General features: G+C 72.3%; 25 protein-coding genes. 19 read left to right on the top strand and 6 right to left on the bottom strand.

From position 1 onward, the window contains the following. Positions 1-150 precede the first annotated feature (150 nt). On the bottom strand, positions 151-873 hold the full coding sequence (locus tag BM223_RS25830) for an IclR family transcriptional regulator (RefSeq protein WP_038680330.1): 723 nt from the start codon (positions 871-873) through the stop codon (positions 151-153). A 100-nt stretch (positions 874-973) separates the two neighbouring features. Between BM223_RS25830 and leuC the strand changes: the two genes are divergently transcribed. The 4 genes from leuC (at position 974) to BM223_RS25810 (ending at position 5,787) form a co-directional block, all read left to right on the top strand. Beyond that, positions 974-2,386 carry a 3-isopropylmalate dehydratase large subunit gene (gene leuC, locus BM223_RS25825; RefSeq protein ID WP_038680327.1) on the top strand — a complete coding sequence of 471 codons (1,413 nt, stop codon included), beginning with the start codon at positions 974-976 and terminating at the stop codon, positions 2,384-2,386. A gap of 14 nt (positions 2,387-2,400) precedes the next feature. Next, entirely contained in the window at positions 2,401-2,994 is a 594-nt protein-coding gene (gene leuD / locus BM223_RS25820) for a 3-isopropylmalate dehydratase small subunit (RefSeq protein WP_038680325.1), read from the top strand. Between the two features lie 63 nt (positions 2,995-3,057). Next, complete coding sequence (locus BM223_RS25815; RefSeq protein ID WP_141267503.1) at positions 3,058-5,004, top strand: LTA synthase family protein; 1,947 nt, start codon at positions 3,058-3,060, stop codon at positions 5,002-5,004. Positions 5,005-5,169: 165 nt separating this feature from the next. Next, the gene (locus tag BM223_RS25810) at positions 5,170-5,787 is read left to right on the top strand and encodes an HU family DNA-binding protein (protein ID WP_038680322.1); all 618 of its coding nucleotides are present in this window, start codon (positions 5,170-5,172) and stop codon (positions 5,785-5,787) included. 14 nt (positions 5,788-5,801) lie between these two features. Here the strand turns inward: BM223_RS25810 and cofC are convergent, their stop codons facing one another. Continuing rightward, positions 5,802-6,473 carry a 2-phospho-L-lactate guanylyltransferase gene (cofC, locus tag BM223_RS25805; RefSeq protein WP_075018763.1) on the bottom strand — a complete coding sequence of 224 codons (672 nt, stop codon included), beginning with the start codon at positions 6,471-6,473 and terminating at the stop codon, positions 5,802-5,804. Between the two features lie 88 nt (positions 6,474-6,561). On the opposite strand from cofC, the gene BM223_RS25800 reads away from it, so the two are divergent. After that, complete coding sequence (locus BM223_RS25800; protein ID WP_235318961.1) at positions 6,562-7,293, top strand: lysophospholipid acyltransferase family protein; 732 nt, start codon at positions 6,562-6,564, stop codon at positions 7,291-7,293. After that, on the top strand, positions 7,293-8,306 hold the full coding sequence (locus BM223_RS25795; RefSeq protein WP_038680318.1) for an NAD(P)H-dependent glycerol-3-phosphate dehydrogenase: 1,014 nt from the start codon (positions 7,293-7,295) through the stop codon (positions 8,304-8,306). The genes BM223_RS25800 and BM223_RS25795 overlap by 1 nt, the downstream gene beginning before the upstream one ends. A gap of 460 nt (positions 8,307-8,766) precedes the next feature. Here BM223_RS25795 and BM223_RS25790 read toward each other — a convergent pair whose 3' ends face one another. Then, entirely contained in the window at positions 8,767-9,846 is a 1,080-nt protein-coding gene (locus BM223_RS25790) for a trans-sulfuration enzyme family protein (protein WP_038680316.1), read from the bottom strand. Positions 9,847-9,870: 24 nt separating this feature from the next. Here BM223_RS25790 and BM223_RS25785 point away from each other — a divergent pair, with 24 nt between their 5' ends. Beyond that, positions 9,871-10,995 carry a D-alanine--D-alanine ligase family protein gene (locus BM223_RS25785; RefSeq protein WP_038680314.1) on the top strand — a complete coding sequence of 375 codons (1,125 nt, stop codon included), beginning with the start codon at positions 9,871-9,873 and terminating at the stop codon, positions 10,993-10,995. Between the two features lie 9 nt (positions 10,996-11,004). On the opposite strand, the gene BM223_RS25780 is transcribed toward BM223_RS25785, so the two are convergent. Together BM223_RS25780 and BM223_RS25775 are read right to left on the bottom strand one after the other, a co-directional pair. Next, complete coding sequence (locus BM223_RS25780; protein WP_158510216.1) at positions 11,005-11,520, bottom strand: DUF3515 family protein; 516 nt, start codon at positions 11,518-11,520, stop codon at positions 11,005-11,007. A 2-nt stretch (positions 11,521-11,522) separates the two neighbouring features. Next, positions 11,523-11,759, bottom strand: a complete 237-nt coding sequence (locus tag BM223_RS25775; RefSeq protein ID WP_038680310.1) for an Lrp/AsnC family transcriptional regulator — start codon at positions 11,757-11,759, stop codon at positions 11,523-11,525. A gap of 125 nt (positions 11,760-11,884) precedes the next feature. On the opposite strand from BM223_RS25775, the gene BM223_RS25770 reads away from it, so the two are divergent. Beyond that, positions 11,885-12,856 carry a thiamine-phosphate kinase gene (locus tag BM223_RS25770; protein WP_052138839.1) on the top strand — a complete coding sequence of 324 codons (972 nt, stop codon included), beginning with the start codon at positions 11,885-11,887 and terminating at the stop codon, positions 12,854-12,856. Positions 12,857-13,031: 175 nt separating this feature from the next. On the opposite strand, the gene rpmB is transcribed toward BM223_RS25770, so the two are convergent. Then, complete coding sequence (gene rpmB / locus BM223_RS25765; protein ID WP_038680308.1) at positions 13,032-13,217, bottom strand: 50S ribosomal protein L28; 186 nt, start codon at positions 13,215-13,217, stop codon at positions 13,032-13,034. 146 nt (positions 13,218-13,363) lie between these two features. On the opposite strand from rpmB, the gene BM223_RS25760 reads away from it, so the two are divergent. The 11 genes from BM223_RS25760 (at position 13,364) to BM223_RS25710 (ending at position 23,313) form a co-directional block, all read left to right on the top strand. Continuing rightward, entirely contained in the window at positions 13,364-15,031 is a 1,668-nt protein-coding gene (locus BM223_RS25760) for a DAK2 domain-containing protein (RefSeq protein WP_038680306.1), read from the top strand. Between the two features lie 7 nt (positions 15,032-15,038). Further along, on the top strand, positions 15,039-17,306 hold the full coding sequence (locus BM223_RS25755; RefSeq protein ID WP_235318959.1) for an ATP-dependent DNA helicase RecG: 2,268 nt from the start codon (positions 15,039-15,041) through the stop codon (positions 17,304-17,306). Beyond that, positions 17,303-17,899, top strand: a complete 597-nt coding sequence (gene rsmD / locus BM223_RS25750; protein WP_038680303.1) for a 16S rRNA (guanine(966)-N(2))-methyltransferase RsmD — start codon at positions 17,303-17,305, stop codon at positions 17,897-17,899. Before BM223_RS25755 ends, rsmD begins: the two co-directional genes overlap by 4 nt. Then, positions 17,896-18,378, top strand: a complete 483-nt coding sequence (gene coaD, locus BM223_RS25745; RefSeq protein ID WP_038680301.1) for a pantetheine-phosphate adenylyltransferase — start codon at positions 17,896-17,898, stop codon at positions 18,376-18,378. The genes rsmD and coaD overlap by 4 nt, the downstream gene beginning before the upstream one ends. A gap of 92 nt (positions 18,379-18,470) precedes the next feature. Beyond that, positions 18,471-19,025, top strand: coding sequence for a YceD family protein (locus BM223_RS25740; RefSeq protein ID WP_038684856.1), 555 nt, complete (start codon positions 18,471-18,473; stop codon positions 19,023-19,025). Between the two features lie 42 nt (positions 19,026-19,067). Then, positions 19,068-19,253: a 50S ribosomal protein L32 gene (gene rpmF, locus BM223_RS25735; protein WP_038680298.1), complete on the top strand. Its 186-nt coding sequence runs from the start codon at positions 19,068-19,070 to the stop codon at positions 19,251-19,253. Continuing rightward, positions 19,250-20,011 carry a ribonuclease III gene (rnc, locus tag BM223_RS25730; protein ID WP_052139360.1) on the top strand — a complete coding sequence of 254 codons (762 nt, stop codon included), beginning with the start codon at positions 19,250-19,252 and terminating at the stop codon, positions 20,009-20,011. The genes rpmF and rnc overlap by 4 nt, the downstream gene beginning before the upstream one ends. Before the next feature lie 10 nt (positions 20,012-20,021). Beyond that, positions 20,022-20,882 carry a bifunctional DNA-formamidopyrimidine glycosylase/DNA-(apurinic or apyrimidinic site) lyase gene (gene mutM / locus BM223_RS25725; protein WP_038680296.1) on the top strand — a complete coding sequence of 287 codons (861 nt, stop codon included), beginning with the start codon at positions 20,022-20,024 and terminating at the stop codon, positions 20,880-20,882. 96 nt (positions 20,883-20,978) lie between these two features. Next, entirely contained in the window at positions 20,979-21,176 is a 198-nt protein-coding gene (locus BM223_RS25720) for a hypothetical protein (protein WP_038680294.1), read from the top strand. A 232-nt stretch (positions 21,177-21,408) separates the two neighbouring features. Further along, positions 21,409-21,975 carry a Uma2 family endonuclease gene (locus tag BM223_RS25715; protein ID WP_158510215.1) on the top strand — a complete coding sequence of 189 codons (567 nt, stop codon included), beginning with the start codon at positions 21,409-21,411 and terminating at the stop codon, positions 21,973-21,975. Positions 21,976-22,056: 81 nt separating this feature from the next. After that, positions 22,057-23,313 carry an MFS transporter gene (locus tag BM223_RS25710; RefSeq protein ID WP_038684850.1) on the top strand — a complete coding sequence of 419 codons (1,257 nt, stop codon included), beginning with the start codon at positions 22,057-22,059 and terminating at the stop codon, positions 23,311-23,313. The last annotated feature ends 31 nt before the right edge of the window (positions 23,314-23,344 follow it).

Here is a 23,344-nt window from a genome sequence, read left to right as displayed (position 1 = left end):
CGTCCGCGCACCCGTGCCGGCCGCGCAGCACCCGTCCACCGCCCGAACCTGACCGCTGAAACTCACGCTGGACCGACGGAACTTCATCGGTCAAGCGTGAGTTTCGCCGGTCGACCGGCGAAACTCACGCACCAGCGCGACAGAAGTGAACTACTCCGCAGCCGCCCGCCGCAGCGACTCCGACAGCCGCTCGGCCGCCGCGAGCACCGCGGGCGCGTGCATCCGTCCCGGCTGCCGCGAGAGCCGCTCGAGCGGCCCGGACACCGACACGGCGGCGATCACCTTGCCGCCGGGGGAGCGGACGGGGGCCGAGACCGAGGCGACGCCCTGCTCGCGCTCGCCGACCGACTGCGCCCAGCCGCGACGGCGGATGGCGGAGAGCTCGGCGGCGGAGAAGGCGGAGTTCTGCAGGCCGCGGTGGATGCGCTCCGGGTCGTCCCAGGCGAGCAGGACCTGGGCGGCGGAGCCGGCGCGCATGGTCAGCTGGGAGCCGACGGGGATGGTGTCGCGCAGGCCGGAGGGGCGCTCGGCGGCGGCCACGCAGACGCGGTGGTCGCCCTGGCGCCGCCACAGCTGGGCGGACTCGCCGGTGATGTCGCGCAGGCGGGCGAGCACCGGGCCGGCGGTGGCGAGGAGACGGTCCTCGCCGGCGGCGGCGGACAGCTCGGCGAGACGCGGGCCGAGGACGAAGCGGCCCTGCATGTCGCGGGCCACGAGACGGTGGTGCTCGAGGGCGACGGCCAGCCGGTGCGCCGTCGGGCGGGCCAGGCCCGTGCCGGCCACGAGGCCTGCCAGGGTGGCCGGGCCGGACTCCAGTGCGGTGAGCACCAGAGCCGCCTTGTCGAGTACGCCGACGCCGCTCGAGTTGTCCATATGGCAATACTGCCGTCTCGGATCCTGGGATGCAAGAGTAGGCTCCCACTTGGTTGACGGCAGTGGTGCCGTCGATGACACGAACGAGGAGGAGCGAGTCATGGGCAAGACCCTGGCGGAGAAGGTGTGGGACGAGCACGTCGTCCGTTCGACCCCGGGGGAGCCGGACCTCCTCTACATCGATCTTCACCTCATCCACGAGGTCACCAGCCCGCAGGCCTTCGACGGACTGCGCCTCGCTGGTCGCAAGGTACGCCGTCCCGACCTGACGCTCGCCACCGAGGACCACAACGTCCCGACGCTCGACTGGGACAAGCCGATCGCCGACCCGGTGAGCAAGACCCAGGTCGACACGCTGCGCAAGAACGCCGAGGAGTTCGGCGTCCGGCTGCACCCGCTCGGCGACATCGAGCAGGGCATCGTCCACGTCGTCGGCCCGCAGCTCGGCCTGACCCAGCCCGGCATGACGATCGTCTGCGGTGACTCGCACACCAGCACCCACGGGGCGTTCGGCTCGATCGCCTTCGGCATCGGTACGTCGGAGGTCGAGCACGTGCTCGCCACCCAGACGCTGCCCCAGGCCAAGCCGAGGACGATGGCCGTCACCGTCAACGGCACGCTGCCCGAGGGTGTGACCGCCAAGGACCTGATCCTCTACCTGATCGCCCAGACCGGCACCGGCGGCGGCCAGGGCTACATCGTCGAGTACCGCGGCCAGGCCATCGAGGAGCTCTCGATGGAGGGCCGGATGACGGTCTGCAACATGTCCATCGAGTGGGGCGCCAAGGCCGGCATGATCGCGCCGGACCAGACCACCTTCGACTACATCGAGGGCAAGCCCGAGGCCCCGAAGGGCGCCGACTGGAACGCCGCCGTCGCGCACTGGAAGACGCTGGTCACCGACGCCGACGCGACCTTCGACCGCGAGCTCGTGATCGAGGCCGCCGACGTCACGCCGTTCGTCACCTGGGGCACCAACCCCGGGCAGGGCGTCCCGCTGGGCGCGAACGTGCCGAGCCCCGACGACTACGCCGACCCGACCGACAAGATCGCGACCGAGAAGGCCCTCGAGTACATGGGTCTGACCGCCGGCACGCCGATGCGCGAGGTCAAGGTCGACACGGTCTTCGTCGGCTCCTGCACCAACGGCCGGATCGAGGACCTGCGGCTCGCCGCCGACATCATCAAGGGCCACCACGTCGCCGAGGGCACCCGCCTGCTCGTCGTCCCGGGCTCGGTGCGCGTGCGCAACCAGGCCATGGAGGAGGGCCTCGACAAGGTCTTCATCGAGGCCGGCGCCGAGTGGCGCGGCGCGGGCTGCTCGATGTGTCTGGGCATGAACCCCGACACGCTCGCCCCCCAGGAGCGCAGCGCCTCGACGTCCAACCGCAACTTCGAGGGACGCCAGGGCAAGGGCGGTCGCACCCACCTGGTGTCGGTGCCCGTCGCCGCCGCGACCGCCGTCCGCGGCACCCTGTCCTCGCCCGCCGACCTCGTGCCCGCCACGGTCTGAAAGGGAGCCTGACCATGGAGAAGTTCACCACCCACACCGGCGTCGGCGTCCCGCTGCGACGCAGCAACGTCGACACCGACCAGATCATCCCGGCGGTCTACCTCAAGCGCGTGACCCGCACGGGCTTCGAGGACGGGCTCTTCGCGGCCTGGCGCAACGACCCCGAGTTCGTGCTCAACCAGGAGCCGTACGCCGCGGGCTCGGTGCTCGTCGCCGGCCCCGACTTCGGCACCGGCTCCTCGCGCGAGCACGCCGTCTGGGCGCTGCAGAACTACGGCTTCAAGGTCGTCCTCTCGGCCCGCTTCGCCGACATCTTCCGCGGCAACTCCGGCAAGGCCGGGCTGGTCGCGGGCCAGCTCGACGAGGCCGACGTGGAGCGGATCTGGGCCTACCTCGAGGCCGACCCGGGCGCCGAGGTCTCCGTCGATCTCGAGGCCCGCACGGTGAAGGCCGGCGACATCGAGGCCACCTTCCAGATCGGCGACTACACGCGCTGGCGCCTGCTCGAGGGGCTCGACGACATCGGCATCACGCTCGGCCACGATGCCGACATCGCGGCGTACGAGTCGGGCCGGCCGTCGTGGAAGCCGGTCACCCAGCACGCGTGATCTCCGTCCCCTAGGGGACAAACCCGATGTAGGGACACGAGGTGGACAGCTACTGTTCATCTCGTGTCCCTTCTCGTTCGGGCGCGCCGCGCGGACGAGGAGCCCCCTGAGGGCACGGTCGTCGAACCTGCTGCACCCGCTCCGCCGCGTGAGGTGCTGCGCCGCGGCTTCCTCGGGAGCCTCCTCGCCGCCGTGGTCGCCTCGGTCCTCCTGCAGGCCTCGACGCTCGGCCTGTTCAGCATCCGCTGGCTGGGCGACCAGCTGATCTTCGGCGTCGGCTTCTACGTCGACACCCTCGTGATCTGGCTGTTCCTCGGCCTGCTGTGGGCCGTGCTGGGCCGGCTGTGGTGGTCGATCGGCGTGGTGTTCGCGCTCGTCCTCGCCGTGGGTGTCGCGACGCTGGTCAAGATCCAGTTCCGCGAGGAGCCGGTCTACCCCAGCGACGTCGACTTCCTGCGCGAGCCCGGCTTCCTCACGTCGATGGTCTCGCCGACGCTGCTGGTGGTCGCCGTGGCTGCCGTCGTCGGCGTGGTCGTAGGGGGAGTGCTGCTCGGTCGCCGGATGGCGCGCCGCTACCCGCGGCCGCGCTGGCGCGACCTGCGCCGGCCGCATGCCTGGCTCCTGGCCGGAAGCCGCGTCCTGGTGGGCGTCGTCGCGCTGCTGCTGCTCGCCCAGGCCGGTCACTTCAACCAGCCGGGCAACCTGTGGCGCAGCATGTACGAGGTGCGCGGCGAGCACTGGCGCTACTGGAACCAGAAGACCAACTACCGCTCCAACGGCTTCATCGGCGGCTTCCTCTTCAACATGCCGGTCGACGCGATGGCGAAGCCGAAGGACTACGACGCCGCGCGGATGGACGAGATCGCCGACCGCTACGAGCGACTGGCCGCGCGCACCAACGCCGGGCGCACCGGATCGCTCGCCGACACCAACGTGGTGATCGTGCTCAGTGAGTCGTTCTCCGATCCCACCGAGCTGCAGGGCTTCGACCTCGAGCACGACCCGATCCCGCGCACCCGCGCCCGGATGGCGGGCACGACGTCGGGCCACATGCTCTCCCAGATGTACGGCGGCGGCACGGCCAACATGGAGTTCGAGACCCTGACCGGCCAGTCCCTGGGGCTGTTCCGGCCGCAGATGCTCTCGCCTTACCAGATGCTCGTGCCGGAGCAGGCCGACTACCCGTCGGCCGTCGGCTGGTTCCGCGGCCAGGGGCACGACGCCATCGCGATCCACCCCTACCGCGTGGGGATGTACAAGCGGGAGCAGGTGTACGAGCGCTTCGGCTTCCAGTCGTTCATCCACGACACGACGATCGGCGAGACCGACACGATCGACGACAACCCCTACATCTCGGACGATTCGGCTTTCGACGAGGTGATCACGCAGATCGACGAGCACGAGCGCCCGTTGATGGTGAATCTCGTGACGATGCAGAACCACATCCCGGTCGACGACAACTACGACGACCCGATCGGCGTCTCGGGAACCGGCGACAAGCGGATCGGCCAGTACGCACGGGGTCTCGAGCACACCGACGAGGCATTGGACGAGTTCCTCGACACCCTCGAGAAGAAGCCCGAGAAGACGATCGTCCTCTTCTACGGCGACCATCTTCCCGGAATCTACGACTCGACGATCAAGCACGAGAACGCAGGGATCTCGCTCTACCGCACGCCCTTCTTCATCTGGAGCAGCGAGCCGGGGCACAACCGCCCCCGCACGATCCCCACCACCAGTCCGGCGTTCTTCCTGCCCCTGCTGTACGACGTCGCGGACGCGCCGGTGCCGCCGTACCTCGCTCTGCTCGGCAAGCTCCACGAGCACGTCACCGCACTGCAGCAGGGACGCATGCTGGACCCGTCCGGCGAGCGCGTCGAGGAGTCCGACCTGGACGACGAAACCGCCCAACTTCTGGCGGATCTGCGTCTCGTGCAGTTCGACTTCTCCATCGGTGATCGCCGGGCCGTGGACCGCATGTGGCCGGGCGCAGTGGTCAAAAAGCCCTGAATCCGGCCAAATAGCCCCGAATTCGCGAAAAAACACGCAAGAACATCGGCGTGGTGATTGTGAGTGTGCGTGCTAGTGCCTAGCGTTCCCATGAAGGACGACTGGGCGTGGGCCCAGTCGCATCATCCAGGGACGCGCAGGCGGTGCGTTTCGGAAGGACAGGTAGTGAACAAGTCTCAGTTGATCGACACGCTGGCTGACCGATTCGAGGGCAGCCGCAAGGACGCGGCCCACGCTCTCGACGCGGTTCTCGACACCATCACGCGACAGGTCGCCAAGGGCGAGAAGGTCGCCATCACCGGCTTCGGCTCGTTCGAGAAGGCCGTGCGCAACGCGCGTTGGGTCCGCAACCCCCAGACGGGCGAGCGGGTCAAGACCAAGAAGAAGTCGGTTCCGAAGTTCAGCGCCGGCGCTGACCTGAAGAACGTGGTCTCCGGTGCGAAGAAGCTTCCGGCGCTGCCGAAGCCCGCCAAGAAGGCGGCTGCTCCGGCCAAGAAGGCCGCGACGACCGTGGCCAAGAAGGCCGCCGCTCCGGCCAAGAAGGCCGCCACCGCTGCCAAGAAGGCAGCTCCGGCCAAGAAGGCGCCCGCGAAGAAGGCTCCCGCCGCGAAGAAGGCGGCTCCGGCCAAGAAGGCGCCCGCGAAGAAGGCTCCCGCCGCGAAGAAGGCGGCTCCGGCCAAGAAGGCGCCCGCGAAGAAGGCTCCCGCCGCGAAGAAGGCGGCTCCGGCCAAGAAGGCCCCCGCCAAGAAGGCTCCGGCCAAGAAGACCGCGAAGAAGGCCTGACGCCTCCTCCGTTCTCACGATCGGGCCGTACTCCCTCGGGAGTGCGGCCCGATCGCCATTTCGGAGACGACCTCCCGCGACGCGGCACCCAGGCCGATGGCCACGGCCGCGCTGAGCCCGTCGGCGTCGTCGACGTCGTGACGCAACGTGGTCAGCTGGCCCGGCACGGGCTGGGCGCCCGCGCTCGTGTGGGCTGCCGCGGACCCCGACCCGAAGCGGGGGTCGAAGTCTTCGTGCCGTGCGGTGTAGAGGCTGGTCCCGGTGCCGTCGGCATCGCGCACGAAGCAGGCCGAGCCGGCGAGGGAGTCGACGAACGTCAGTGCCGCCGCGAGATCGTCCGGACGCAGGGCCGGCAGGTCGGCGCACAGGGCGACGGGTCGCAGGTCCGGCCGCGCCCGCCGTACGACGTCCGCGCCGTGCCGCAGCGCCGCGTTGAGGCCGCCGCCCGGATCGGTGCAGGTCTCGGCGCCCCGAGCCGCGAGCGTCGCGGCGAACGCGTCGTCGTCGCTGATCACGAGGACGCCCGCCACACCGGGCGTCGCGAGGCATGCGTCGACCACGTCGACGGCGAACGCCGCGGCCAGCCGGCCGCGCTCGACGGGGCTGAGCGCGGTCAGCCGGGACTTGCCGGTGCCGGGTGACTTCACCGGCAGCAGCACCGCGAAGCCGCCTGAACGCGTGAACACCCTCGAATCCTCCCAGGCAAACAATGCCGTGCCCCCAAGTGGTCGGGGTCACTGACAGGTAACCTGCATCCTCGTGACGGTTCGGAAGTTGCAGGAGAAGCGAGGCTGGGCCTTCAACATCGCGGTGCCCCCCCTCAAGCCCACCCTGCTCGCGACGACCCGGCGCGAGTGGATCGGCGGCGAGAACATCCCGGAGTCGGGCGGCTTCATCATCGCGCTCAACCACATCTCCCACGCCGACCCGCTGATCGCCGCGCACCTCGTCTACGACCACGGCTACAAGCCCCGCTACCTCGCCAAGTCGGGGCTCTTCGACAACAAGGCGCTCGGCTTCTTCCTGCGCGGCGCCGGCCAGATCCCGGTCAAGCGCGAGACCAAGGACGCCGTCGGCGCCTACGCGGCCGCCGTGGACGCCGTCCGCGCGGGGCAGTGCGTCGTCATCTACCCGGAGGCGACGATCACTCGCGACCCCGACATGTGGCCGATGAAGGGCAAGTCCGGCGCCGCCCGGATCGCCCTCGAGACCGGCTGCCCGGTGATCCCCGTGGGCCAGTGGGGGGCGCAGGAGATCCTGGCGCCGTACACGAAGCGCCCGCACCTGGTGCCCCGCCACCGGGTCGTCATGCGGGTCGGCCCGCCCGTCGAGCTCGAGGACCTGCGCGCCCAGCCGCGCACCTCCGCGATCGTCAACCAGGCGACCGACCGGATCATGGCCGCCATCACCCACCAGCTCGAGCTGGTCCGGGGCGAGACAGCGCCGGCGGAGCGCTACGACATGGCCGTGCGCGGCGACCGGTTCAAGAAGAAGAAGGCGAACTGATGGGTGGCAGTGGCAGCAAGATCGCGGTGCTCGGCGCCGGCTCCTGGGGGACGGCGTTCTCGATCGTCCTCGCCGACGCGGGCAACGACGTCTCCGTGTGGGCGCGCCGCGAGGAGGTCGCCACGGCGATCAACGAGCGGCACGAGAACGTCGACTACCTGCCGGGCATCGAGCTCCCACGCACCATCACCTCCACGCACGACCCCGAGCGGGCGCTCGCTGGCGCGGACGTCGTCGTCCTGGCGGTGCCGTCGCAGTCGCTGCGCGAGAACCTGCCCACCTTCCTGCCCTTCGTCGAGAAGGACGCCGTCTTCGTCTCCCTCATGAAGGGCGTCGAGCTCGGCACCCTGAAGCGGATGTCGGAGGTCGTCGCCGAGGTCGGCGACATCAGCCCCGACCGGATCGCCGTCGTCAGCGGACCCAACCTGGCCCGCGAGATCGCCCGCCGCGAGCCCGCCGCCTCCGTCGTCGCCTGCACCGACGAGGACGTCGCCAACCTCCTCCAGGCCCGCGTCCACTCGCCCGCCTTCCGCCCCTACACGAGCATCGACGTCCTCGGCTGCGAGTTCGGCGGCGCCTACAAGAACGTCGTCGCCCTCTGCGTCGGCATGGCCGTCGGCCTCGGCTTCGGCGACAACACCACCGCCTCCCTCATCACCCGTGGCCTCGCCGAGACCGCCCGCCTCGCCATGAACCAGGGCGCCAACCCTCTCACCCTGATGGGCCTCGCCGGCCTCGGCGACCTCGTCGCCACCTGCTCCTCACCGCTCTCGCGCAACCGGACCTTCGGCGAGAAGCTCGGCCAGGGCATGAGCGTCGAGCAGATCTACGCCTCCACCCGCCAGGTCGCCGAGGGCGCCAAGTCCTGCTCCTCCCTCCGCGCCCTCGCCGTCGCCACCGGCGTCGAGACGCCCATCGTGGACGCGGTCGACGAGGTCGTGCTCGGGAGGCTGACGACGGCGCAGCTGATGGACGCGTTCATCAGCCGGGACACCAAGGCCGAGCTGAGCTGAGCCGCTGAGTCGGAGGGCGCGAGCGCGTCGACGCTGCGCTCCGCCGCGCTGCCGCGCGCACGGTCGAGGCCGGCGCTGGTAGCGGCCGTCCGGTGGCCAGCGGCCGGCGCGGCGGTAGCCACCGGCGCCGGCGGCTCCGGTCGCTCGTGCCTCGCTCGCTGCGCCGCCTGGCCGGCGTTCCCGCCGCAGCCTCGTGGTGCTCGCCGGCGCGGGCACGTCGTCGCGGTGCTGCCGCCCTGCCGCGCTGCCGTGCTGCCGCGCGCACAGTCGAGGCCGGCGCTGGTAGCGGCGTCCGGTGGCCAGCGGCCGGCGCGGCGGTAGCCACCGGCGCCGGCGGCTCCGGTCGCTCGTGCCTCGCTCGCTGCGCCGCCTGGCCGGCGTTCCCGCCGCAGCCTCGTGGTGCTCGCCGGCGCGGGCCGGCGGCGGCTGGCGGCGGCTGGCGGCGGAGGCGCGGCCGCGGCTAGGCGTTGATCCGGTCGAGCGCCTGGACGAGGTCGTCCCACAGGTCGTCGACGTCCTCGATGCCGACCGACATCCGCACCAGGCCCTCGGGGATCGTGGCGGCCTCGAGCTTCCAGCGCCGGCGCCGCTCGAACGTCGACTCGACGCCGCCCAGGGACGTCGCGTGCACCCACAGGGAGGTGGCGCGGACGAGGAAGTCGCCGGCGTCCGCGCCGCCGGCGAGGACGGGGGCGACGATGGCGCCGAAGCCGGGGTAGCGGACCTCGGCGACGGCGGGGTGGTCGGCCAGGCGGCGGGCGAGCTCGGCGGCGTTGGCGGCGGCGCGCTCGAGGCGGACGTGGAGGGTGCGGAGGCCGCGGAGGGCGAGCCAGGTCTCGAAGGGGCCGGGGGTGGAGCCGGCGAGGCCGCGGCGGGCCTTGAGGGCGTCGTGGACCTCGTCGTCGGCGACGACCAGGGCGCCCATCAGGACGTCGCTGTGGCCGGCGATGTACTTGGTGGCCGAGTGGAGGACGATGTCGGCGCCGTCCGAGAGGGGCTGCTGGAGCAGGGGAGTGGCGAAGGTGTTGTCGACGACGACCCGGATGCCGAGCTCGCGCGCGGCGGCGCTGAGGGCCGGGACGTCGGCGATCTCGAGCGCCGGGTTGGTGGGGGACTCGAGCCAGAGGAAGGCACAGTCCTCGTCGTCGTGCATCGCCTGGATGACGGCGGCGGTGTCGGTGATGTCGACCAGGTGCGCCTTCAGGCGGCCGCGCGACTCGGCGTCCGCGAGGGCGGCGACGGTGCCGTTGTAGGCGTGCTGGGGCGCGATCACGCTGCTGCCCTGGCCGACCAGGTCGAGGAGGGTGGTGACCGCCGCCATGCCGGAGGCGAACGCGAGCGCGCGGCCGCCCTCGAGGGCGCCGAGGGCCTCCTCGAAGGCCGTCCACGTGGGGTTGCCGAAGCGGCCGTACTCCAGGTCGCCGGTCGCGACGTACGTCGACGTCATCGTGATCGGCACGTTGAGCGGCTGGTCCGGATCGTGCGGGGGACGTCCGGCGGTCACGGCGATGGTGGCGGGGCGCAACGTGGGACCGGTCATGTCCCAAAGGTAGGGTCATCCGCGATGAACGCTCCCACCGGCCGCCGTATCCGCGTCGCTGTCGTCTTCGGCGGCCGCTCCAGCGAGCACGCCATCTCGTGCGTGACCGCGGGCAGCGTGCTGCAGGCCATCGACCGCGACAAGTACGACGTCGTCCCGGTCGGCATCGCGACCGACGGCCGCTGGGTCCTCGAGGCCGACGACCCGCAGCGGCACCGGATCACCGGGCCTGGGCAGCTGCCCTCCGTCGACGGCGCCCGGACGCCGGTCAGCCTCACTCCCACGAGCGACGGCACCGGTCTCGTCGTCAGCGAGCCGTCGGCGACGCCGCGGGCGCTGGGTGAGGTCGACGTCGTCTTCCCGCTCCTGCACGGCCCCTGGGGCGAGGACGGCACCATCCAGGGCCTCTTCGAGATGTCCGACGTCCGGTACGTCGGCTCCGGCGTGCTCGCGTCCGCGGTCAGCATGGACAAGGCGTTCATGAAGGTCGTGCTGAAGGACGCCGGCCTGCCCGTGATGCCGAGCGAGACCGTCACCGCCCGCGAGTGGAAGACCGACCCGCAGGCCGTCCGCGACCGCGCCGGGGCGCTCGGGTACCCCCTCTTCGTCAAGCCCGCCCGTGGTGGCTCCAGCATCGGGATCGCCAAGGCGCACAGCGCCGACGAGCTCGACGGCGCGCTCGAGGTGGCGCTCGCGCACGACCCGAAGGTCCTCGTCGAGGTCTCGGCCGAGGGCGCCCGCGAGGTCGAGTGCGGCGTCCTCGAGGCGCTCGACGGCGGCGTCGACACCAGCCTGCCGGCCGAGATCCGGATCACCGGCGAGCACGAGTTCTACGACTTCGAGGCCAAGTACCTGCCCGAGGAGCACACCGAGCTCGACGTCCCGGCGCACCTGCCCGACGGCGTCCAGGAGCGGATGCGTGCCATGGCCGCCGCCGCGTTCACGGCGGTCGGCTGCGAGGGCCTGGCGCGCGTCGACTTCTTCCTGATGCCCGACGGCTCGCTCGTCGTCAACGAGCTCAACACGATGCCCGGCTTCACGCCGCTGTCGATGTTCCCGCAGATGTGGGCCGCGACCGGCCTCGAGTACGGCGACCTGGTCGACCGGCTGCTGATGCTGGCGCTGCAGCGCCCGACGGGCCTGCGCTAGCCCTGGCCGCTAGCTCTGGCCGCCGTCGTCGCAGGGCTCGACCAGCTCGAGGTGCTTCTCGACGAGCGGCGCGAGCACCGACATGGCGGCGGCGATGGCGTTGGGCCGGTACTCCGCGGGGATCGCGACCTCGATCCGCGGCCGGTAGCCGGCGGCGAAGAGCGTGACGTCGCTGTCCTGGTCCTGGTACTGCTCGTCCGGGATGTAGTAGCCGACGCCGTTGGCCTGCTCGCACGACGCGGTCAGGTCGAAGCCCGGGGGCTTGCCGACGCCGCAGGTGACGACGATCGCCGGATCGCCGTACGCCGCAGCGGGGGCGTCGGCCGGATCGGTCTCGACGCGCTCCTGCTCGGCGAACGTGTCACCCAGGTCGTCGACGAAGGCGTCGCACACGGCCCGTTCGGCCGCGGAGAGCTTCGGCACGTCGACCTCGACGGGTCCGCCGCACGCGGTCAGGACCAGGGTCAGGGGCAGCGTGACGAGAGCCGGGAGCGGCACGAGCCGCCGGCGGCGTGGGGAGGGCACCGTCAGATGTGGACGACAGGGCAGGTGAGGGTGCGGGTGATGCCCTCGAGGTTCTGCACCTTGGAGACGACCAGCTTGCCGAGCTCGTCGACGTTGCGCGCCTCGGCGCGGACGATCACGTCGTAGGGGCCGGTGACGTCCTCAGCGAGCGTCACGCCGCTGATCTGGCCGACCTCGCGCGCCACCTCGGCGGCCTTGCCGACGTCGGTCTGGATGAGGATGTAGGCCTGAACCACCATGGGTCTGCTCCCGTCGACGTGATTGCCGGAACGGTTCAACCTACCCCGCCGGCGCGCGGGAGCAGAACTCGCGAGGCGTCCGCCCTACTCGCGGGTACGCCACCGGGGTCTGGTGGGATGGAGCCATGGCAGACGCGATCGACCAGGACAGGACCGTGGCGGACCTGGGGGAGTTCGGGTTGATCGGGCGGATCAACGAGGTGGTGACGGCGACCGCGCCCGGCACCGACGTCCTCGTCGGCCCCGGGGACGACGCCGCCGTGCTGCGCGTGCGCAAGGGCCATGTCGTGGTCTCCACCGACGTGATGGTCGAGGGCCGGCACTTCCGCCGCGACTGGGCCGAGGCCGTCGACGTCGGTCACCGCGCCGCCGCCCAGAACCTCTCCGACATCAACGCGATGGGCGGCCGGGCGCAGTGGCTCACCGTCGGCCTCGCCGCCCCGGCCGACCTGCCGGCGCAGTGGGCCCTGGACTTCACCCGCGGCTTCGCCGAAGAGTGCGCCACGGTCGGCGCCGGCCTCGTCGGCGGGGACATCAGCCGGGCCGACCAGGTGATGATCTCGGTGACCGTCCTCGGCGCCTGCATCGTCTCGCCCGTGCTGCGCACCGGCGCCGTCCCCGGCGACGTCCTCGCCCTCTGCGGGCGCCAGGGCTGGGCCGCCGGCGGGCTCGCGGTGCTCGGTCGCGGCTTCCGCTCGCCCCGGGTCCTGGTCGAGGCCTACCGGCGCCCGGAGCCGCCGTACGACGCGGGGCCGGGTGCCGCGGAGGCCGGCGCCACCGCGATGATCGACGTCTCCGACGGCCTGCTCGCCGAGGCCCGGCACCTCGCCGAGGGCTCCGGCGTCACGATCGATGTCGAGACCGCCGCCTTCGACGTCCCCGAGCCGCTCGTGGCCGTCGGGCAGGCGCTCGGCGCCGACCCGATGCAGTTCATCCTGGGCGGCGGCGAGGACCACTCGCTGCTCGCCACGTTCCCGGGCGGTGTCGCGCTGCCCGAGGGGTGGGTGCGGATCGGGACGGTCGGGGCGCGCGGTGAGCTGCCGGTGACGGTCGACGGGGGTGCCTATGAGGGGCCGACGGGGTGGACGCACTTCTGAGCCCAGTGGCAGTTTCACCGCCTAAGCGGTGAAACTCCCGCTTGGCCGACGGAGTTCCGTGTGCCCACCGGCAGTTTCACCGCTTAGGCGGTGAAACTGCCGCCGCGACCGGCGCCCCAAAACCGCCGAAGGCCGCCACCCCGAGGGGTGACGGCCTTCGAACGAAGACGTCAGGTCAGCGCGTGACCTTGCCGGCCTTGATGCAGCCGGTGCAGACGTTGAGGCGCTTCGGGGTGCCGTTGACCACGGCGCGCACGCGCTGGATGTTCGGGTCGAAGCGGCGCTTGGTGATCTTGCGCGACCACGGCCGGTTGTTGCCGAAGGTCGGCTTCTTGTCGCAGATGTCGCACACGGCGGCCATGGTTGTCACTCCTGGGAGATTGCTCGTACTAAGTCGTGTCACGCCCGCGCGCAGAGGGCGCTTCGGGCAACCGGAAGAGAATAGCCGACGGCGACGCGTCGGCCGAAATCGGCGCAGGTCCCCGCCCCTGCCCTAGGGTGTGCCCGATGGACGAGGGGACGGCGCGCGAGCGGAGCGGGATCGCACTGGCGTCCGTGGTCCGCTTCGTCGACATCGCGGTCGACGCGCTCGCGGAGGCGCGCGAGGAGGTCGACGCGCTCAACGTCTACCCGGTGCCGGACGGCGACACGGGGACGAACATGTACCTCACCGTCGTCGCCGCGCGCGACGCCATCCGCGCCGCCCTGGACGACGAGGCCGAGCCGCTGCCCGCGCTGGCCCGTGGTGCGCTGCTGGGGGCGCGGGGCAACTCGGGCGTGATCCTCAGCGAGATGCTCGGTGCCGCCGCGCGGCGGATCGCGGCCGCGACGCCCGAGCAGCGCAATGCGACCGTGATGGCCGAGGCGCTGCGCGAGGCGTCCGTGGCGAGCTATGCCGCGGTGGGGGAGCCGGTCGAGGGCACGATGCTCACCGTCCTGCGGGCCGCGGCTGAGGCCGGGGCGGAGGCGGCGGCCGCCGACGGCGCGCGCAGTGCCGATGTCCTCACCGCCGCGGCGGCTGCCGCGCGCGAGGCGCTGGGCCACACGCCCGAGCAGCTCGACGTGCTCGCCCAGGCCGGCGTCGTCGACGCGGGCGGGCGGGGGGTCTCGGTGATCCTCGACGCGGCCGAGACCGTGCTGACCGGACGCCGGCCGATCCCGGTCACCGCGCCGCTCGGCAGCCACGTCATCCCGGTGCCCCACCTCGAGCCTGCCGCCGACGAGCTGAGCGCCGACGGACCGGCGTACGAGGTGATGTACCTCCTCGACGCCGACGACGACGCCGCACCCGGCCTCCGCGGCCGGCTCGGCGAGCTGGGCGACTCGGTGGTCGTCGTCGGCCGCGAGGGACTGTGGAACGTGCACGTGCACACCGACGACGTCGGCGCCGCGATCGAGGCCGGGCTCGAGGTCGGCCGTCCGCACCGGATCCGGGTCACCCACTTCGCCGAGCAGATCGCGGCCAAGGCCGCGGCCGCGGAGGCGCCCGCGCTGCCCACCCTCGCCGGACGCCGGGTGGTCGCGGTCGCGGCCGGCCCCGGGCTGGCCGAGCTGTTCGAGGAGGCCGGCGCGGTCGTCGTCCGCGGCGGCCCGGGACGGCGTCCCTCGACCGGCGAGCTGCTCGAGGCGATCACGGCGTGCGGGGCCAAGGAGGTCGTGATCCTGCCCAACGACGAGCCGAGCGTCCGCGCCGCGCTGGCGGCCGCGTCGACGGCCGAGGCCGACCACGGCGCCCGCGGGCTGCGGGTCGCGGTGATCCCGACCCACACCCAGGTCCAGGGCCTGGCCGCGGTCGCGGTGCACGAGCCGGGCCGGACCTTCGACCAGGACGTCACCGAGATGACCGCCACCGCGCGCCACGTGCGCCACGGCGCGGTCACCATCGCGGCCCGGCAGGCGATGACGATGGCCGGCCCGTGCGAGCCCGGCGACGCGCTCGGGGTGATCGCGGGCGACTTCGCCGTCGTGGGGGAGGAGCTCGGCGGCGTCGCGCTCGTCGTCCTCGACCGGCTGCTCGCCGCGGGCGGCGAGCTGGTCACGATCGTCAGCGGTGCCGACAGCGCCGGCCTCGCCGAGCGGGCGACCGCCTGGGTGGAGGAGTTCCACCCCCATGTCGATGTCGTGGTGTACGACGGTGGGCAGGAGCGGTACCCGCTCCTCATGTCCGTCGAATGAGGTTCTGGTGGCTATCGACTTCGCATCGTCCGTGACCGCGGTCCTGGGGGCGACCACGCCCGCCAAGCGCAAGCGGTTCATCGAGGGGCTCGGCATCGAGACCGTCGGCGACCTCCTGCGGCACTTCCCGCGGCGCTACCTCGAGACCGGCTCGCTGACCCGGATCGACAACCTGCGCATCGGCCAGCTGCTCTGCGTCGTCGGCGAGATCGCCGCCTGCGACATCAAGACCTACAACGACCGCCGCACCGGCCGGCCGGCGTACCGGGTCGAGGCCATGCTGCGCACCGGCGGGCCGCAGCTGAAGATGACCTTCTTCGCCAAGAACCAGGGCACGGCCGGCTGGCACGCGCGCCGCGTCGCCCAGGGCAACCGCGGCGTCTTCCTCGGCAAGGCCGACCGGTTCCGCGACCAGTGGCAGCTGGTCAACCCGGCGATGACGATCTTCGGCATGGGCGACGAGGCCGAGGGCGACGGCGAGGGGAGCGGCGTCGAGGACGTCCTCGACTTCGGCCCGCTGTTCCCGATCTACCCGCTCACGAAGGGCGTCGAGACCTGGGACGTCACCCGCGCGGTCACGTTCGCCCGCAAGGTGATGGAGCCCGTCCCCGAGCTCCTCCCCGACCCCCTCCGCGACGAGTACGACGTGCTCGGCATCCAGGACGCCTACGACTGGGTGCACCAGCCCGACGACCGCGACCAGGTCGAGCGCGCGCACCACCGCTTCCGGTTCGAGGAGGCGCTCGTCACCCAGCTCGTCCTCGGCCGGCGCCGCCGCGCGCGGCAGGCCGAGGGCGCGACCGCCCGGACCGGCGGCGACGGCGCCCTGCTGCGGGCCTTCGACGAGCGGCTGCCGTTCCAGCTCACCGCCGGTCAGGTCGAGGTCGGCGCGCAGCTCGAGGCCGACCTGGCGCAGCCGCACCCGATGAACCGGCTCCTGCAGGGCGAGGTCGGCTCCGGAAAGACGCTCGTCGCGCTCCGGGCGATGCTCCGGGTGGTCGACTCGGGTGGCCAGGCCGCGCTCCTCGCGCCGACCGAGGTGCTCGCCCAGCAGCACTACCGCTCGATCGTCACGATGCTCGGCGACCTCGCCGACGGCGGCACCATCTTCGGCTCCGGCGAGGGGACGCGCGTCGAGCTGCTCACCGGCTCGATGAACAAGACCCAGCGCACCGGTCCGCTCTCGCGGATCGCCAGCGGCGAGGCCGGGATCGTCATCGGCACCCACGCGCTGCTCCAGGACCAGGTCATGTTCGCCGACCTCGGCCTCGTCGTCGTCGACGAGCAGCACCGCTTCGGCGTCGAGCAGCGCGCCGCGCTCACCGACAAGGCCGCCGCGCCGCCGCACCTCCTGGTGATGACGGCGACCCCGATCCCGCGGACGGTCGCGATGACCGTCTTCGGCGACCTCGAGACCTCGACCCTCAGCGAGCTGCCCGCCGGCCGCGCCCCCATCCAGTCGAACGTCGTCCCGCTGGCCGAGCAGCCGTCCTGGTTCGGCCGGGTCTGGGAGCGGGTGCGCGAGGAGGTCGGCAAGGGCCACCAGGTCTACGTCGTGTGCCCGCGGATCTCCGGCGACGAGCACGAGGCGGGCCAGGTCGACGCGGTCGACGTCCGCGACCCCGAGGACGAGGGGGTCGAGGAGGAGACGGCGCCCAAGCCGCCCGCCGCCGCGGTCGAGGAGGTCGTCGCCCGGCTCGCCGACGGCCCGCTCGAGGGGCTGCGGATCGGCCGCCTGCACGGCCGCCTGCCCGCCGACGAGAAGGACGCCGTGATGCGCGCCTTCGCGGCGGGTGACCTCGACGTCCTCGTCTCGACGACGGTCATCGAGGTCGGCGTCGACGTCGCCAACGCGACCGGCATGGTCATCCTCGACGCCGACCGGTTCGGCGTCTCGCAGCTCCACCAGCTCCGCGGCCGGGTCGGCCGGGGTGGCCTGCCCGGCCTGTGCCTCCTCGTCACCCACACCGACGCCGGCTCGCCGGCCCGGGAGCGGCTCGAGGCGGTCGCCGCCACCACCGACGGCTTCGTGCTCAGCCGGATCGACCTCGAGATGCGCCGCGAGGGCGACGTCCTCGGCGCCTCCCAGGCCGGCGGGCGGACCAGTCTCGAGAACCTCCGCGTGCTGCGCGACGAGGACACCATCGTCGCCGCCCGCCAGGCCGCCGAGGGCCTGCTCGACGCCGACGCCGACCTCGGGCAGGCGCCGGGGCTGGGGGCCGCCGTCCGCGAGCTGGAGCGCTCCGTGCTCGCCGACTTCGTGGACAAGTCGTGACCCGGATCATCGCCGGGGCCGCCGGGGGCCGCCGCCTGCAGACCCCCAAGGGCGACCAGACCCGGCCCACCAGCGACCGGGTCCGCGAGGCGCTGTTCTCCGCGGTCGAGGCATGGGCCGGCTCGCTCCAGGGGCTGCGCGTCCTCGACCTGTACGCCGGCTCCGGCGCCCTCGGCCTCGAGGCCTGGTCGCGCGGTGCGGCCGCCGTGACCCTCGTCGAGGCCGACCGCCGGACGGCCGACCTGGTCCGGGCCAACGCCCGCTCGGTCGGCTGCGACGTCGCCCAGGTCCTCGCCCGCTCGGTCGCGGCCGTGCTCGCCGAGCCGCCGGCGGGGGAGCCCTACGACCTCGTCGTCGCCGACCCGCCGTACCCGCTTGCCGACGAGGCGGTCGCCGCCGACCTCGCCGCCCTCGTCGCCCAGGGCTGGCTCGCGCCCGACGCGCTCGTCATCGTCGAGCGCTCCCGCCGCAGCCCGGCCCCGGACTGGCCGGCCGCGCTCGTGCCGCTCGCCGGCAAGCGCGGCCAGCGCAAGTACGGCGAGACCACCCTGTGGCTCGCCGAGCACCCCGCAACCACTAGCCTCGCTCCATGACCCGCGCGGTGTGCCCCGGCTCCTTCGACCCGGTCACCTACGGCCACCTCGACATCTTCCGGAGGGCCTCGGCGCTCTTCGACGAGCTCGTCGTCGCGACCGGCACCAACATCTCGAAGTCGCGGCTCTTCGACCCCGACGAGCGCCTCGAGATGCTCCGCGAGGCCTGCGCCGACCTCCCGAACGTGACCGTGATGGGCTTCACCGGCCTCATCGTCGACTTCTGCAAGGACATCGACGCCCACGCGATCGTCAAGGGCCTGCGCGGCGGCAACGACTACGAGTACGAGCTGCCGATGGCCCAGATGAACGCCCACCTCACCGGCGTCGAGACGGTCTTCGTGCCGACCACGGCGAGCCTGGGGTACGTGTCGTCCAGCCTGGTCAAGGAGGTCGCCTCGCTCGGCGGCGACATCTCGGCGTTCGTGCCGCCCGCGGTGCTCACCCGGCTCACCAAGAAGCTCGCTGAACGGGAGTGAACGGCGGGGCGGACGACCCCTGAATTGGCTCTGTCCGACCCGCCCCCCTAACATTGAACCGATCTGTTGTGCCCGGACCTGGAAGTGAACCCCTGAACCATCTGGACCCGAGAGCGCCGCTCGTGCTCGACACTCGCGAGCTCGGACGCCGCCCGGGGTCCCAGCGTCAGGTGTCACGGACAGCTCCGGCACCAGCAGATCTGGGCATCGAAGTCCTCTCCGTCCCCGAGGGCGCGCCGGTCGAGCTCGACCTGCGCCTGGAGGCGGTCATGGAAGGCGTGCTCGTCACCGGGACGGCGAAGGCCGGCCTCGAGGGTGAGTGCGTGCGGTGCCTGGAGCCGATCCGAGAAGACCTCGAGGTGACGTTCCAGGAGCTGTTCGTCTACGACGACATCCGTGACTCCGAGGGAGCCGAGGAGGACGACGAGGTCAGCATGCTCCAGGACGACCTGCTCGACCTGGAGACCGTGCTGCGGGACGCGGTGGTGCTCGCACTGCCGTTCCAGCCGCTGTGCCAGGACGACTGTCCCGGGTTGTGCCCCGAGTGTGGGGTGCGGCTCGCGGACGAGCCGGACCACACGCACGAGGCTGCGATCGACCCCCGCTGGGCGGCGCTGACCAAGCTCGAGCAAGAACCCACGGACTGAAGAGGCGCTCGCCCCGAGCGCACCCGAACCAAGGAGAAGACAGTGGCTGTTCCGAAGCGGAAGATGTCGCGCAGCAACACGCGGCACCGTCGCTCGCAGTGGAAGGCTGTCGCCCCGTCGCTGGTGACCTGTGCCAACCCGGCCTGCGGCGCCAAGCACCTCCCGCACCGCGCCTGCGGCACCTGCGGTCAGTACGGCGCCCGCGCCGAGCGTCGCCAGGTTCTCTGAGCCGGCGACCGGACGACGTCAGGTACACCAGCATCACCGCGTACGACGAGCTGCGTCGAGCGCTCGGGGATCCCTCGCTGACCCCCGAGCTGCTCGACCTCGCGCTGACGCACCGCTCCTACGCCTACGAGAACGGTGGTCTTCCGACCAACGAGAGGCTGGAGTTCCTCGGTGACTCGGTGCTCGGAGTCGTGGTCACCGAGACGCTGTACCTGACCCACCCGGACCTCTCCGAGGGCCGTCTCGCCAAGCTGCGCGCGGCCGTCGTCAACGCCCGCGCGCTGGCCGGCGTGGCCCGCGAGATCGGGCTCGGCGCCCACATCAAGCTGGGCCGCGGCGAAGAGGCGACCGGCGGACGCGACAAGGCGTCCATCCTCTCCGACACGGTCGAGGCCGTGATCGGGGCGATCCACCTCACCGGCGGCATCGAGGTCTCCTCGGCCGTCGTGCACCGGCTGTTCGACCCGCTCATCGAGGCGGCCTCGGCGCTCGGCGCGGGCCTGGACTGGAAGACCTCCCTCCAGGAGCTCGCCGCCGACCAGACGCTCGGCGTCCCCGAGTACGTCATCGAGGACGACGGCCCGGACCACATGAAGACCTTCACCGCCCAGGTGCGCGTGGGCGACAAGCTCTACGGCAACGGCGTCGGCCGCTCCAAGAAGGAGGCCGAGCAGGGCGCCGCCCAGACCGCGTTCGGCGAGATCGCCGCCGCGCTCGGCCTCGACACCAACGGCCGGCCGGTCGGCTCCGGCAGCTGAGCAGGGCGTCGTGCCCGAGCTCCCCGAGGTCGAGGTCGTCCGCGCCGGCCTCGAGCGCCACGTCAGTGGCGCCACGATCGCCGCGGTCGACGTCCTCCACGAACGGCCCGTGCGCCGCCACCCCGGCGGCCCGCTCGGCTTCGCCGCCGCACTGACCGGACGCCGGATCGACGGCGCCCGGCGCCGCGGCAAGTACCTCTGGCTTCCCCTCGACGACGGCAACGCGATCCTCGGGCACCTCGGGATGAGCGGCCAGATGCTGGTCCAGCCGGTCGACACGCCCGCCGAGCGGCACCTGCGCGTCCGCTTCGCCCTCACCGGCACCGAGCACGGGCGCGAGCTGCGCTTCGTCGACCAGCGGATGTTCGGCGGCCTGTCCGTCTCGCTCGGCGGCGCCGAGCTGCCGCCCGAGATCGCCCACATCGCCCGCGACCCGCTCGACCCGGAGTTCGACGACGACGCCTTCGTCGCCCGGCTCCGCAAGCGCACGTCGGGCGTCAAGCGGCTGCTGCTCGACCAGGGCCTCATCTCCGGCGTCGGCAACATCTACGCCGACGAGGCGCTCTGGCGCGCGGGCCTGCACGGCGAGCGGCCCGGCGACCGGCTCACCCGGGGCCAGGCTGTCGCGCTGCTCGGCCACGCTCGCGACGTCATGACGGCCGCGCTCGCCCAGGGCGGGACGTCGTTCGACGCGCTCTACGTCAACGTCAACGGCGAGTCCGGCTACTTCGACCGCTCGCTCCACGCCTACGGGCGCGAGGACGAGCCCTGCGACCGGTGCGGGACGACGATCCGCCGGGTGGCGTTCATGAACCGCTCGTCGTACTTCTGCCCGCGGTGCCAGCCGGTGCCGCGGCGCCGCCGCGGCTAGCCGGGCGTCGGAGGTTTGACCCTGGCGAGCCGAAGTGGGTCTCTTGGAGACGGCCCCCAACGGGCTGACACCCTGTCGAACCGGAAGGCTCACTTCATGGCCAAGGCGCTGATCGGCCACCTGAACAGCGACCTCCGCGACCCCCGACTCGCCGTCGAGAATGCTCGGCTGCGCAACCGGGTCGCCGAGCTGGAGTCCCTCGTCCTTCGCCTCTCGGAGGAGAACGACAAGCTGATGTCGGCCCGTGCGGCCGAGATCCTGACCGGCGACGCGCAGGAGATGCAGCCGGCCTGACCGCGGACTCCGACGACGAGCTCCCGTCGTCGCCCAGGTGCACCACGAACGGACCACCCTCGCCGTACGGCGTCGGGTGGTCCCACCGTTTTTCGGGTCGCGAGGTGGGCCTGTGGAGAGCCGTTCGCGCCCGGTCCTCATTTCGCGCACCATCGTCGCTACCCGCTGTCGTATCGGGCGACAGCGTGTGACGATGAGGATCCTGGATGTGTCGACCGCCGAGGGAGCACCGATGTCCGCCCTGTCTCCGCCGCCGTGGCCCTTCCGGCTCGAGCGCGTGCGGATGTCGCCGGCCGAGTTCCTCGCGCTCCCCGAGAAGTCCAAGGCCGAGTACGTCGACGGCGAGGCGATCCTGATGCCGCCGGCAGTCAGCGGACACAACGCCGTCCAGCGCCGCCTCGCCAACCTGATCGAGACGGCTCTCGCGCCCGAGGTCGACGTCCGTACCGACGCGGGGTGGCGCCACCAGGGCCGGTACCGGGTGCCCGACATCGCCGTGTTCGAGCTGCGCGACGACGAGGTCGTCTGGGCCGACCTCGTCCCGATCCTCGTCGTCGAGGTCCTCTCCCCGTCCACCGCAGGCGAGGACAAGGTCCGCAAGTCCCGGGAGTACCAGCGCGCGGGCGTCGCCCAGTACTGGATGATCGACCGGGCCCGGCGCACCCTGAGCGTCGACAGCAACGCCGGCGACGGCTGGGACCGCCTCCTCGACCTCGACGACGAGCACCCGGCCGGTTCGGTCGTCGTCGGCACCTGGGGCGAGGTCGCCGTCGACCTGCGCGCGCTCCTGCACCACTGACTCCTGCACCACTGAGCCCCCCACCCAAAACCACTGGCGCCGCCGCCCCCGCAGGCCTAGCGTCTCGACCTTGTGGCCCGGGTGATCGAAGCTGTCGCGCCGGCCCGGCTCGGCCCGGGCTTCCGGCACCTCGTGGCGTCGGCGTGGGTGAGCAACCTGGGCGACGGGATCGCGCTGGCGGCGGGGCCGCTGCTGGTGGCCTCGCAGACGCGCTCGCCGGCGCTGGTGTCGATGGCGATGCTGCTGGTGGGGCTGCCGTGGCTGCTGTTCGGGCTGCTCGCGGGGGCGGTCGCCGACCGGGTTGACCGGCTGCGGATGGTGGTCGTCGCGAACCTGCTGCGGGCGGTGGTGCTGGCGCTGCTGTGCGCGACGATCGTGACGGGCGTCGTCGACATCGCGCTGGTGCTGGGCGCGATGTTCCTGCTGGGGACGGCGGAGGTGTTCGCCGACACGGCGTACCGGACGTTCCTGCCGATGCTGGTCCGCAAGAGCGACCTGGGCATCGCGAACGCGCGGCTGCAGGTCGGGTTCATCCTGCTCAACCAGTTCGCGGGCGCGCCGCTGGGGGCGGCGCTGTTCGCGGTGGGGATGGCGGTGCCGTTCGGGGCCCAGATCGTGTGCGGGCTGCTGGGGGTGGTGCTGGCGACCCGGATCGCGCTGCCGCCGGGACCGGTCCGCGGTGAGGTCGACACCCACGTGCTGCGCGACATCGGCGAGGGCCTGCGCTGGATGCTCGGCCACCCGCCGGTGCGGACGCTCGCGCTGGTCATCGTCACCTTCAACATCACCTGGGCCGCGGCGTGGTCGGTGCTGGTGCTCTACTCGCTCGACGTCCTCGACATGGGGCCGATCGGCTACGGCCTGCTCACCACGGCCTCGGCGGCCGGCGGGCTGGTCGCGGCCTTCCTCTACGGCCCGCTGGAGCGGCGCGTCTCGATGGCCACGCTGATGCGCACGTGCCTGGGGCTCGAGGTGCTCATGCACCTGGCGTTCGCGCTCACCCGGGTGCCGTGGGTGGCGCTGCTCATCATGTTCGGCTTCGGGGTCTACGCACTGTTCTGGGGGACGCTCTCGCAGGCCATCCGGCAGCGGGCCGTGCCGCTGGAGTTCCAGGGGAGGGTCGGCTCGGTCTACAGCGTCGCGATCTACGGCGGCACCGTCATCGGCAGCGGGCTGGGCGGGCTGATCGCGCAGCACGGGGGAGTGCTGGCGCCGTTCTGGTTCGCCTTCGTGGGCTCGGGGGTGACCCTGGCGCTCGTGTGGCGCCAGCTGGGCCACATCGCGCACGCCGACGACGGCGGCTCCGGGGTGCAGCGTTCCGTCGGCCCCGCGGGGTAGCCTGAGACCCGCCGAGCTTCCCCCGCGTCGG

The sequence above is a fragment of the Pimelobacter simplex genome (genome assembly GCF_900114845.1).
In the GTDB taxonomy this organism is placed as follows: Bacteria; Actinomycetota; Actinomycetes; order Propionibacteriales; family Nocardioidaceae; genus Nocardioides; species Nocardioides simplex.
Note: the sequence above shows the minus strand (reverse complement) of the source record. Positions and strands in the feature narration are given on the sequence as shown.

Excerpts from the sequence above, each read along its gene's own strand:
- BM223_RS25830 (WP_038680330.1), bottom strand. The coding sequence starts at position 873 with ATGGACAACTCGAGCGGCGTCGGCGTACTCGACAAGGCGGCTCTGGTG.
- leuC (WP_038680327.1), top strand. The coding sequence starts at position 974 with ATGGGCAAGACCCTGGCGGAGAAGGTGTGGGACGAGCACGTCGTCCGT.
- leuD (WP_038680325.1), top strand. The coding sequence starts at position 2,401 with ATGGAGAAGTTCACCACCCACACCGGCGTCGGCGTCCCGCTGCGACGC.
- BM223_RS25795 (WP_038680318.1), top strand. The coding sequence starts at position 7,293 with ATGGGTGGCAGTGGCAGCAAGATCGCGGTGCTCGGCGCCGGCTCCTGG.
- BM223_RS25790 (WP_038680316.1), bottom strand. The coding sequence starts at position 9,846 with ATGACCGGTCCCACGTTGCGCCCCGCCACCATCGCCGTGACCGCCGGA.
- BM223_RS25785 (WP_038680314.1), top strand. The coding sequence starts at position 9,871 with ATGAACGCTCCCACCGGCCGCCGTATCCGCGTCGCTGTCGTCTTCGGC.
- BM223_RS25775 (WP_038680310.1), bottom strand. The coding sequence starts at position 11,759 with ATGGTGGTTCAGGCCTACATCCTCATCCAGACCGACGTCGGCAAGGCC.
- BM223_RS25770 (WP_052138839.1), top strand. The coding sequence starts at position 11,885 with ATGGCAGACGCGATCGACCAGGACAGGACCGTGGCGGACCTGGGGGAG.
- rpmB (WP_038680308.1), bottom strand. The coding sequence starts at position 13,217 with ATGGCCGCCGTGTGCGACATCTGCGACAAGAAGCCGACCTTCGGCAAC.
- BM223_RS25760 (WP_038680306.1), top strand. The coding sequence starts at position 13,364 with ATGGACGAGGGGACGGCGCGCGAGCGGAGCGGGATCGCACTGGCGTCC.
- coaD (WP_038680301.1), top strand. The coding sequence starts at position 17,896 with ATGACCCGCGCGGTGTGCCCCGGCTCCTTCGACCCGGTCACCTACGGC.
- BM223_RS25720 (WP_038680294.1), top strand. The coding sequence starts at position 20,979 with ATGGCCAAGGCGCTGATCGGCCACCTGAACAGCGACCTCCGCGACCCC.
- BM223_RS25715 (WP_158510215.1), top strand. The coding sequence starts at position 21,409 with ATGTCCGCCCTGTCTCCGCCGCCGTGGCCCTTCCGGCTCGAGCGCGTG.